This window comes from Microcoleus sp. AT8-B5 (genome assembly GCF_036705565.1).
GTDB lineage: Bacteria > Cyanobacteriota > Cyanobacteriia > Cyanobacteriales > Microcoleaceae > Microcoleus.
Genome location: NZ_JAUBUY010000079.1, coordinates 8,863 through 21,263, shown reverse-complemented (window position 1 = coordinate 21,263; position 12,401 = coordinate 8,863). Strand labels below are relative to the sequence as shown.

The window sequence follows — 12,401 nt, the reverse complement described above, 5'->3', positions numbered from 1 at the left end:
AAGAATTGTTTTATAAAAAACAAATCATGCACAAATATGATTTTCTGTCAACTTAATTTAGATGCGTTTACCCTGGTATTGCTAGGTTTAAGCAGAAGTCATGCACGTTCCCAACTAGGGACTAGAGCCTATGCGGTCAAACCTTTTTATCGAGGCCAAAAAGTCACAGTAATTGGTGCAATTAGTCTCACGCAAGTAGTGGCATTAATGACCATTGACAACTCGATGGATAGCCAAGCATTTGAGGTATTTATCGATCAATGTTTAGTGCCACAATTGTGGTCGGGAGCAGTAGTAGTGATGGATAACTTACCAGCGCATAAAGTAGATTCAATTAAGACTATGATTGAAGCGGTGGGTGCTTCTATCTTGTGTTTGTCCCCATACTCTCCTGATTTTAATCCAATTGAATTATGGTGGTCGCAACTCAAATCTTTATTGCGACAGTTTTCACCAACCAGCACTAAAATGGTTGACAGGATAATTGCTGTGGCTCTTGACTTAATTAATCCGAAACATCTTAAAAACTGGTTTACTAATTGCTGCTACTGTACCTCATAACATCCGGAAGTGCTGTATCTGTATCACTACTTTTCATCCAAAGCTTCTATCCCCGACTATCCTTGTGGCACTCCAGACATTCCATTCTTTAGAGAGCGCTGAGAGTAAATTGCTGCTAACTTATCTTGAGGCTTTCTTTCGCAAATCTTATTGAACAATTTTTGCGTCTAAGTAAAATTTTTCTCGAAATAAAGCTCCAGACATTTTTGAAATTCAGCAGCAGTTGCCTGTTTTAGTTGAATGCTTTGTTCTGTTTCTGCATCATACAGAATATTCCAGGTTTATGAATTATACCCCGCTCTCACGGGGTTTATTTACAGTTCTCGCATCTTAACTGATTCTGTCGCTCGAAACCCGGTTTATCCGTACTAAATGTACATAAAATATGCTGTAAAATATTTAACAAGTAGGTTGTGCCGACGGAAAATATTGCAACTTTTTTTTACACAATTTATATTATGTGCGCTTACTTCCGGCTGTTAAAAAAGGTTTAATTAAGAATAAAATATTGGATCGCTGCCCCTGAAATTAGCCACAAAATTAAGCTACAGCGGATTCCAGGTTTATAAAGTACACCCCAGAAACCGGGTTTCTTCTGGATTTCTCGCCAGAAACCGGTTTTATTCAAGAAACCCGGTTTCTCTGTACTTCACTTACCTGGAAAGTGCTGTATATTATAGCAGATTTCAGGAAAGTGATATTTGCTATGGCTGACTCTATTGCTCGTCGCTTGGAACAATACACGGTAAAACGATCGCACGAAGTTTTAATCGTCAAGGCCGAAATAGACGGCGAATTCGATGAAATTGCTATTTTTAAAGGCTTTTCTAGCTCCCTGACGCGATCGACCGCGAGCGATCCAGAGGTTCCTGTTTTGCCGGAGGAAGCAAAAATTGTCAGTATCGATCGCGTGGAGAGCCCCTACAATCCAAATAACCCCCGCTATCTTCAGCAGGGGTTATCTTGGGAAACAATGCAATCTCTATTGTCCGAGGCGGGAGTTTAGCTCTCGCATTAGGGACACAACGCCAGAAAAACAGCAGGGACACAACAATGTTGTGTCCCTACTACAAAAGCACTATGTCCTTACCATTAGAGCTAGAGCGTGCCGCCGGCAGCTTGGAAACGAGCTCTCGCGCGCTTGATTGCTTGCTTGGCTTGAATTTGCTCTTGCAAAGTGCCGGTAGTAGCCTTTTGCAAACGAGCTTCTGCTTCGGTGTAAGCAGTACGAGCAGCTTCTTTATCAATGGTTTCGCCTTTTTCAGCGCCGTTGACAAGAATAGTAACTTTGTTTTCTTGGATTTCTGCAAAGCCACCCATCAGAGCAATAGACACCCATTCCTTGCCGGGACGGACGCGCATCACTCCGGTATCCAAAGCTGTCAACATGGGAGCGTGACCGCTCAAGATACCCAGTTGGCCTGTGGTGCTCGGCAGAATTACTTCTTCAGCATTAGAATCCCAAACAGTTTTGTCTGGGGCCACTACGCGCACAGTTAATGTCATAAATTGTCAGTTGTCGGTTGTCAGTTGTCAGTTGTCAGTTGTCAGTTGTCAGTTGTCAGTTATCAGTTGTCAGTTGTCAGTTGTCAGTTGTCAGTTGTTACCAATAACCAATAACTAATAACAAATAACTAATAACTACTGACTCATGACTCATGACTACTGACTACTGACTCATGACTAAAATTACTTGGCGTCAGCTTTCATTTTTTCAGCTTTGGCGATCGCCTCGTTGATATCGCCCACCAAATAGAAAGCTTGTTCCGGTAATTCGTCAAGTTCGCCAGCCAAAATCATTTGGAAGCCCTTAATGGTGTCTGCCAACTTGACGTACTTGCCGGGGGAACCGGTGAACACTTCAGCCACAAAGAACGGTTGAGACAAGAAGCGTTCAATTTTGCGAGCGCGAGAAACTGTCAAGCGGTCATCTTCCGACAGCTCGTCCAAGCCCAAAATTGCAATAATGTCTTGCAATTCCTTATAGCGTTGCAGAGTAGACTGCACCTGACGAGCAACACCATAGTGTTCTTCGCCGACAACGCTAACTTGCAACATCGTAGACGTAGAATCCAGCGGGTCAACCGCAGGATAAATCCCCTTCGCAGCCAAACCGCGAGACAACACAGTTGTAGCGTCCAAGTGAGCAAAAGTCGTAGCCGGTGCGGGGTCAGTCAAGTCATCCGCAGGTACGTACACAGCTTGAACCGAAGTAATCGAACCTTCGGTAGTCGAGGTAATCCGTTCTTGCAAGTCGCCCATGTCTGTACCGAGAGTCGGCTGATATCCCACAGCCGAAGGCATCCGACCCAACAGAGCCGATACCTCAGAACCCGCTTGCACGAACCGGAAGATATTGTCAATGAACAGCAGCACGTCTTGCTTGCTGACATCACGGAAGTATTCGGCCATCGCCAGAGCCGACAGGCCCACGCGCATCCGAGCACCAGGCGGCTCGTTCATTTGACCGTAAACCAGAGCAATTTTTGACTTGCTGCGGTCTTCTTCGTCAATAACCCCCGACTCGATCATTTCTTTGTAGAGGTCATTGCCTTCGCGGGTGCGCTCGCCCACACCACCGAACACGGACACGCCGCCGTGAGCCTTGGCGATGTTGTTCACGAGTTCCATCATAATCACGGTTTTGCCGACGCCTGCGCCGCCGAACAAACCGATTTTGCCGCCGCGACGGTAGGGGGCCAGCAGGTCAATCACCTTGATCCCTGTTTCAAACACCGAAGGCTTGGTTTCCAGTTCGGTAAAAGCCGGCGGGTTGCGGTGGATGGGCATACTTTCGGAAGTATTGACCGGGCCTAGGTTGTCTACGGGTTGACCGATGACGTTAAAAATCCGGCCGAGAGTTGGGATGCCGACTGGAACTTGGATTGCTTCCCCGGTATCTACTACTTCCATGCCACGCACCAAGCCGTCGGTGGTACTCATGGAAACTGCACGCACTTGGCTGTCTCCGAGCAGTTGTTGAACTTCGCAGGTAACGGCAACGTCTTGACCTGCTTCGTTTTTGCCGGAAATCGTGAGAGCGTTATAGATTTGGGGCAGTTTGCCGCCTGGGAATTTTACGTCTACAACCGGCCCAATGATTTGGGTGATGTAGCCTACGTTCGTTTTTTCTGCGGTGGATACCATGAATAGTGCCTTTGTTAGGATGCTATTTTTCCCGTTATGGAAAAAGTCTTAACATTTAGAAATGCTATTCCTCAGATTACCACTGAACAGACGCACTATTTAGATTTGTATGGGTCTGGTTAAGAGTCATTTTTATGGTTACTGCCCTCGCTTTTTTTTCCTGCGAGCCGCAGCCAAAGCCCCGATCCCCAGGATAGTCCCGAATACTGTGACTGGTTCGGGGACTGGTTCGGGGGCTGGTTCTGGGACTGGTTGGGGGACTGGTTGGGGGACTGGTTGGGGGGCTAACTCAGCGGACACGGTGAATTCGTTGAAGTCTAGCTTGGTTCCTGGTTCGGCATCGTCGAAGGAGATTTTTGTGCCATTAGCCAGTTCGGCCATTGTGAGGGATGAAAATTGCTCTGGGCCTTTACCGCCGTTGATGTTTGCAAAGGAGCCGCTGGAGTTGGGGTCGAGGCTAAATTTACCAAACACAGCAAGCTGACATCCCGCCACCAGACATTCATCTCTTCGGAACTGGGTGCCAGCGGCCCGCCATTGGGAGCTGTTCATGAAGGTGCTTGACGAGACGTATTGCTCGAAAGGTCTGCCGGTGCCGGTGTCGCTCCACAGCAGCAGGGCATAAATTTGATCCTTCAAAAATCTGAAGTTTTGGGTGATGGAGCCGTTTTCGGAGGTGACTGCGTTCCCGAAGGTTCCTTTCCAGTTGTTGGCAGAGCCGTTATCTGAGGGTTTAGTCTCGTAAAACAGTCTGGCGATGTTTGTGTAGCCATTGTTTTCTGGCTCAGCAGCCAAAGCTGCTACCCACAAGCTGGACTGGTAAGAGTTGTGAGATTCTAGGAATGTGAACTCTACATTGGTATCTCGATCGAACTGGATGCCGTCGGTGCCAAACATGAAAGCTCGGACGGGCAGGCAGATGCTGAGCAACATTGTGGTTGCCAAGCTGGCGACTGTAAAAGATGTTTTTTTGACTAGCGTTAAGGTAGTCATAACCCTGATTCCTCCTGTATTGTTAGGTAGTTAGGCCCAAAATGCCCTAAATGCCATGTTGCCGTGACGCGAATAGACGATCGCGAGCCTGCGATATTTAGGACGATCGTCAAACCTGAAGAAGAGGCTCCACACCAGTGAATATACATACATATCTCACTTAAGGGTGTTTTGCAGTAAATGAGTGCTTCTTCTAAGAGTTTTCACTGACACTAGATTGGCACAGTTTAATCTGTAACAGCAAGATTTTCATCCGGCCTAGACTTCCAAGCTACTACATTTACTTGGTTTCGGTAACTGTCTAAAGTTGAGTGCAAGACTTGCCTATATTGGCTTTCATCAAAAATACATAAAAATTTTAGTCGAGCTTTATGAAGTTTTGGTAAAGTTCATCCCTAAAATATAAAGTTTTTGAGAGAAAGTCGGCTGTTCGGTTAGTTGCTCCTGAAAGCGGGCTGCAAGCTGCTCGCCCGATGCAGAAAGAAGCGGGAGCGCCGGCGAGTAGGGATTTGAGCGAGTTTTTTGCTACTTTAAGCAAGATGTATAACAGGCGAGCGATACTTACGTAGTTTTGACTAAAATCGCGAGTTTTTTAAACCCCTAAACCTCGCGTTATGTGCCATATTTTCCGCCACAGTCCCGAACAAATTAACCCGGTTGTTTAAGGTAATTGTGGTAAGGAAGCAGTGAAAGTCAAAAAAAGAAACCAAGTTTGATTTACCTCGCATGATTCCTAGTAAAAAAAAATATGTAAATCATACTAAGGATCGAGAATTAAATAACTTACAATTTTAATTGTTATGGTGGGATGGGCGTCCCGCCCATTCTTTTTGGACGGGCGGGACGCCCATCCCACTTTCAAGAGTGGAAGTTATTTAATTCTCATTCCTAATTGAAAACATACAGCATATTCCATGTATATGTGGTACACATAATATGATGGCAAGCATCGGTGCGGATACACCAGTCAATCTGTAAGTTACAGCGGATTCCAGGTTGATAAAGTACACCCCAGAAACCGGGTTTCTTCTGGATTTCTCGCCAGAAACCGGTTTTATTCAAGAAACCCGGTTTCTCTGTACTTCACTTACCTGGAAAGTGCTGTATATCCAAGATATCGTAGCTCCGCACCCGGAGGATTAACAGCACGCAATTAAGGTTTCTACTGTACTTCATAAACGACCGAATAGGCTGTAGATTTCCTTTTTTAGTCCTAATTATTCGACCGCCCAAAATAGGATGCTCCTATTGACATGAGATTTTTTTAGGAGTAAAAATAGGAGAAATAAATACGATCGCACTTTAAGCACCATCTTTAAACACAATGACACCCAACAAACTACATTTCCTCGGATGGTTATTCATTGTTAGCTGGCTGAGTGCTGCGGCGGGTTCGGCCAAGGCGCAACCCATCGCCCCCGCACCAGATGGCACTAACACAGTTGTTACTCCCAACGGCAACCGCTACGACATTTCCGGGGGGTCTTTCAGCGGAGATGGGGCTAATCTTTTTCACAGTTTTACTCAGTTTGGCCTCAGCGAGGCTGAAACGGCTAACTTTTTGACCAATCCCAATATTCAAAATATTTTGGGAAGGATTACTGGGGGTAATCCTTCTTTAATAAATGGCTTAATTCAAGTTACGGGCGGGAATTCCAATTTATTTTTGATGAATCCTGCTGGCATGATTTTCGGGCCGAATGCCATTCTCAACGTGCCTGGATCTTTTAATGCTACTACGGCGACAGGGATTGGTTTTGGGGAAAATCAGTGGTTTAGTGCGATCGGCAATAACAATTGGGCAACATTAATCGGGACACCGAATAGTTTTGCGTTTACAAATTTGCCAGGGGGAAGCATAATTAATGCAGGCAATCTGACGGTGACACCAGGTCAAAGTTTAAGTTTGATCGGCGGTACGGTTGTCAATACTGGTCAGGTAAATGCGCCTAGCGGCAATATTATCATCAGCGCCGTACCGGGTAACAATTTGGTGCGGATTAGTCAAGCTGGAAATTTATTGAGCTTGGATATTCAGCCGACAGCAAATCACACTTCGCTGCCAAACAATTGGACGCAGCCAGTATTATCTTTGCCGGAGTTGCTGACTGGACAAGGTGTGGCACAGGCGACGGGTTTGACGGTAAATCCCAATGGGGAAGTTGTGTTAACGGGGAATGCTGCTGTGCCGGTAACTGCGGGAACTGCGATCGCATCCGGCACTCTCAATGTCTCTGGCAACACTGGCGGTACTGTAAATATTTTAGGCGACAAAGTAGGTGTTATTGCAGGCAATATCGATGCTTCTGGGATTAACGGCGGCGGTAATGTACTGATTGGCGGAGATTATCAGGGTTTGGGGACTGTGCCCAATGCTTCGCGGACTTTTGTCAGCAGCGATTCGACGATTAATGCTGATGCTGTTAGTAATGGGAATGGCGGGCGAGTTATAGTTTGGGCTGATGAAAATACTCGCTTTAATGGCAATATTACGGCCAGAGGTGGCTTGGTTTCTGGGAATGGGGGCTTTGCGGAAGTGTCTGGAAAGCAATGGCTGGATTTTCAAGGATTAGTTGATTTGCGATCGACCTTTGGGATTGCTGGTACCTTATTGTTAGATCCTACTAATATTACTATTGTCGAAGGTCCGAATAATGTTCCTGCGGGGCCAGGATTTGTTGACTCCGGCCCTCCTTCTGTGATTAATAATGGGAGGCTGCAAGCACAGCTAAATTTGGGAAATGTTACTATTTCTACGGCGTCAGGTAATACGGAGCAAGGCAATATTAACGTTGACGCACCGATCGCTTGGACTAATAATAATTCGCTGACTCTGAATGCTAATAATAATATTAATCTTAATAATACCACTATCACCACTCAGGGAGGCACTATTACTCTGAATGCTGATAGTGATAATCTAAACGGTGGTGCTCTCAGTATCGTAGGTTCGACGATCGCTACTAATGGTGGTAATTTCCAGGGTAAGGGTCAGGGGACTCTTGTGTTCGGGCCGGGAATCAATGTCCAGAACAGCAAAATTAATGCCGGAAGTGGAAAAATTGACCTGAATGGTACGGGAAGAAAATCGACAGGGGGAAACAATGTCGGTATTTCTATTTCGGGTGCTACCACATTACAAACTACTGACAGCGGCAATATTACTTTCAACGGTACTGGCGGCAACGGGACAGATGGTAATCAAGGGATATCTATTGACGGCAGTACAGTGCGGGCCGGGGGAAGTGTCAGCCTGACTGGAACAGGTGCGGGGACAGGAATCGAAAATACAGGCGTTAATCTCAACAACGCTACAGTGGAGTCAACGGCGGAGAATGGGACTGTGACTCTGATCGGTGTTGGCGGTAATGGGACTCGTGACAATCGAGGGATATTCGTTGAGAACGCTACAGTGAAAGCGCTTTCTGGAAATGTCAGTCTGACGGGTACAGGTGGTGGGACTGGGTCTTCCAACCACGGTATAGAGATATTAAATGATGCTACAATCCAAACCGCAGGCTTGGGAAAGGTGACGTTGACGGGGACGAGCAGTGCAGGCATCAGCACTACAGTCGCGAGCGGTAATTCCGGGATCAGGCTCTTCGAGGGCACGGTAAAATCGGAGAATGGAGATATTGTTTTAACCGGTACGAGTTTAGGGACTGGATTGAACACCTACGGGATTGATATGCCCCCGATTCTTACTACCATGGCACCGAGCACAATACAAGCTACGGGAACGGGTAATATTAGTCTCACGGGAAAGGCTAACAACTCCGATAATTCCATTAGACTCACCCCAGGTGTGATTGAGGCGACTTTAGGCGGCAATGTCACTTTGACGGGCGATGACATTTCATTGTCATCAATAACTCAAATTAAAGGTACTGGGATTATCCAGTTGCAGCCGCTTACTCCCAGTTTAGATATTACTGTGGGTGGTAATACTGCGGACGATCGTTTGAATCTCAGCAGTGCTGAACTCGCGCCTCCGGTTTTAAATGGGTTTTCCCAAATGATTATCGGGCGCACGGATGGGACGGGGAATATCGCAATTGATCCTGCTGGTGTTACTTTTAATTTCCCCGTCACAATGCAAGCTGGCGCAATTGCAGTCGATGGAAACATTACAGGTGCAAACAACGCTTCAATTACTTTTAATGCTCCAACGACTAACTTAAACGCAAATATTCTCACCAACGAACAGAAGATTGACTTTGGTGGCAAAGTCTCTCTCGGTACGGGTTCTAATGTCACTCTCGATACGGGGTTAAATAATGCAGGTGACATTAATTTTGGGGGAACGGTTGACGGCGATGGCAACCTAGTTTTGACGGCGGGAACAGGCGTGATTAATGTCAACGGGGCCATTGGAAATGCAGTACCTTTACGTTCCCTGAAAACAATCAATTCTTTCGATTTTAAGAGTCCGATCGATTTTTCGATTGAAACTACAGGCAATATTACAGTGGGTAGCATGAGAAATCCCGGAGGGGCGATCGCCCTTACCAGCACTAATGGCAATATTGATACGACAGCAGGGGCAATTGATACCACATCCACTACCGGAAATGGTGGCCCGATCGCACTCAGTGCTAACAATATTACTGCTAGTAATCTTAACTCTAGTTCCACTGCTGGCAATGGCGGCAAAATCACCCTCACAGGCCAAACAGGCGACGTTGTTGCAGTTTCAGGAGTAATTAATTCTAGCTCTACTTCCGGTGCGGCCGGAGATATCGCGATCGCCACTCCCAATCAAGTCGAGATAAATAGCATTGATGCTAATGGATTGCCCGGTACTGGATCATTAGGAAATGTCACCGTCACCAGTGCTGGCACAACTACATTTAATGCTGTCAAAGCTACCAGTTTCACCACCAATGCTGGCGGCACAACTCAAGTCAAGGGAAATGTTACTACAACTGGCGCTCAAACCTATGGAGATGCAGTGACAATTGCCAACAATCCCATTCTCGCAGGCAGCGAAATTACTTTCAATAATACTGTAGACGGCAGCAGTGATTTGACTGTGAAGGCGGTTAGCGGTGATCTTACATTCAATGGTGCGATCGGCGAAACAACTCCTCTCACAAGTTTAACTGCCAACAGCAAGATATCTTTAGGTGGCAATGTCACTACAACTGGCGCTCAAACTTATGGAGATGCAGTTACAATTGCCAATAATCCGATTCTCTCCGGCAGCCAAATTACTTTCAATACAACTGTTGACGGTAGCAGCGATTTAACTGTGAATGGCGGTACTGGTAATGTTACCTTCAATGGTGCAGTTGGTGCTGTAACTCCGATCGGCAATTTAACAGCTAACTCTACAGGCACAACCGCATTTAATCAAACAGTGAATGCCGCGAGTTTGACTGCAGATGCTGGCGGCACAACTCAAGTCAAGGGAAATGTTACTACAACTGGTGCTCAAACTTATGGAGATGCAGTTACAATTGCCAACAATCCGATTATTTCAGGTGACAGCATTACTTTCAATAATACTGTTGATGGTACCAGCAATTTGACTGTGAAGGCGACTAGCGGTAATCTTACCTTCAAAAGTGCGATCGGCGAAACAACTCCTCTCACAAGTTTAACTGCCAACAGCAAGATATCTTTAGGCGGGAATGTCACTACAACCGGCACTCAAACTTATGCAGATGCTGTGACGGTTGCCAATAATCCGATTCTCGCAGGCAGCGACATTAGTTTCAATAATACAGTTGACGTGGCTGGCAATCTCGGTATTGCTGCGGACAATGTTAATCTTAAAGGAACTGTAACAACCACCAATGACGGCACGCTCACAATTACCAATAAGGTGAATCTCAATATTGAGAAAAACCTGAACTTGGACGGTGAATTTATTCAAAATGGCGGTGGAACAGTTGCGGCTAGCGGAAATATTACAACAACTAATGATAACATTAGTTTTAGCGCTCCGGTGACATTAAACGCTCCTGTAACTTTTACACTGGGGGATGCAACTATTGATTTCGGTTCGAGTTTGTCAGCAGGTAGTAACCCGCTGACTTTAAGGGCAGGTGAAATTGATTTTTCGGGGAATGTTTCGGGTACGGGCGTGCTAACGCTGCAACCAGCAACAGCCGGACAAAATATTGTTGTTGGCGGAACAGATAACAATACTAGCGCTTTAGATTTGACTGCTGCGGAACTTAATTTGATTCAAAATGGATTTAGCTCGATCGCGATCGGGCGATCGGATAGCAGTGCAAATGTTAGTATTTCCTCTAATCTTACATTTTTAGATCCAGTAAATATTCAAACGGGAACGGGTACGATCGCACTTGATGGCACTCTTACCGGCAATGACAACAGCAGCATTGCTCTCAAGGCTGCCACAATTAATTTGAATGATGGCATCAATACCAATAAAAATCCGATCGATCTCAACGGCACTGTCACACTCGGCAACGATATTAATCTCACTACCGGCGGCGGAGATATTAAGATAATTGGTGCGATAGGTGGTAATCATTTGTTGAACTTAGATGCCGCTACAGGCAATGTGTTAGTGCAAGGAAATATCGGAGAAACAACGCCATTATCTGTTTTGAAGGCTACTGCCTCAAATGCAGAATTTATTGGAAACGTTAACAGCAATTCTGGCTTTAATATTACGGGATTAAATACTAAATTAGGCGGTAATATTACCACTAATAACGGCAACCTTAATATTAGCAATGCTGTGGTTTTGACAAAGGATGCGGTATTTAGTACGGCAGGGGGAAATATTGCTTTGGGTGCGATCGACAGTGACAGCATTAATGTCCGCAACTTAACTCTAGCCTCCGGTAGCGGCAGCATAACTTTCAACGGTGCGGTGGGTGCCACCAGCAAGTTAGGAAATCTTGCGATCGAAAATGCTGGCAATGTGACAGGAAACTCGACAATTAACGCGCAACAATTGACAGCACTAAACACAGAAAAAGTCAATTTATTGGGAGATGTCACCGCCGGTAAAGTCGATATTACTGCCAAGGGCGATATAAACGTTAAAAATATTACTGCTAATGGCGGAGAAATTCTATTTACAAGCGGTAACAATTTCACCGCAGGCAATTTGAATACATCGGCAAACAGTGGTGGCAACATAACTGTTAAGGCGATAACTTCAATTACAACCGGACAAATTAACTCTAGCGGTATAGTCGGAAATGCCGGCAATGTGTTCTTAGATCCGATCGGCGATATTCAAGTAGAGTTTATCAATGCCGAAGGCGGTACAGGCGGCACCGGTGGCGATGTCACAGCAATAACAGGCAATTATTTCCGCGCTACGGGTACTTTTTCCACCCCACTGTCGCCGACGGGATTTGCTAGCATTTCTACTGCTGGCGGCACAGGTAGCGGAAATATCGCAATTACACACGCTGGGGGAGATAGAGGGACGCCGATTCAACCGTTTGTGGTAGGGGATGCTGCTAGCAACGGTACGGCGGGTGCAATTACCACGGGACAATCTACCATTACATCGCAGTCGTTTCCGCGTTCTAGTAGTGTTGGTAATATTGTATTTTCCACTGATGACGCGATCGACCCGCCGCCAACACCAACTCCCACTCCGGTAGTAACTCCCACTCCCACTCCGAGTGAAACTCCCACTCCGGTAGTAACTCCCACTCCCACTCCGAGTGAAACTCCCACTCCGGTAGTAACTCCCACTCCCACTC

The 12,401-nt window shown here is 46.0% G+C and carries 6 protein-coding genes; 3 read left to right on the top strand and 3 right to left on the bottom strand.

Annotated features, from left to right (window positions below; genetic code table 11):
* Together QUB39_RS29070 and QUB39_RS29065 are read left to right on the top strand one after the other, a co-directional pair.
* A partial coding sequence (locus QUB39_RS29070) for a transposase (protein WP_333212605.1) occupies positions 1–561 on the top strand: 561 nt, incomplete at its 5' end.
* A gap of 706 nt (positions 562–1,267) precedes the next feature.
* Positions 1,268–1,567, top strand: coding sequence for a DUF7734 family protein (locus QUB39_RS29065; RefSeq protein ID WP_333058305.1), 300 nt, complete (start codon positions 1,268–1,270; stop codon positions 1,565–1,567).
* A gap of 92 nt (positions 1,568–1,659) precedes the next feature.
* On the opposite strand, the gene atpC is transcribed toward QUB39_RS29065, so the two are convergent.
* From atpC to QUB39_RS29050, 3 genes are all read right to left on the bottom strand, one after another.
* Complete coding sequence (gene atpC, locus QUB39_RS29060; RefSeq protein WP_333058306.1) at positions 1,660–2,067, bottom strand: ATP synthase F1 subunit epsilon; 408 nt, start codon at positions 2,065–2,067, stop codon at positions 1,660–1,662.
* A gap of 183 nt (positions 2,068–2,250) precedes the next feature.
* On the bottom strand, positions 2,251–3,708 hold the full coding sequence (gene atpD / locus QUB39_RS29055; protein ID WP_006635884.1) for a F0F1 ATP synthase subunit beta: 1,458 nt from the start codon (positions 3,706–3,708) through the stop codon (positions 2,251–2,253).
* A gap of 138 nt (positions 3,709–3,846) precedes the next feature.
* Positions 3,847–4,701 carry a PEP-CTERM sorting domain-containing protein gene (locus QUB39_RS29050; RefSeq protein WP_333058307.1) on the bottom strand — a complete coding sequence of 285 codons (855 nt, stop codon included), beginning with the start codon at positions 4,699–4,701 and terminating at the stop codon, positions 3,847–3,849.
* Positions 4,702–6,025: 1,324 nt separating this feature from the next.
* On the opposite strand from QUB39_RS29050, the gene QUB39_RS29045 reads away from it, so the two are divergent.
* Positions 6,026–12,401 (top strand): two-partner secretion domain-containing protein (locus QUB39_RS29045; RefSeq protein WP_333485224.1); only part of this gene is annotated, 6,376 nt, incomplete at its 3' end.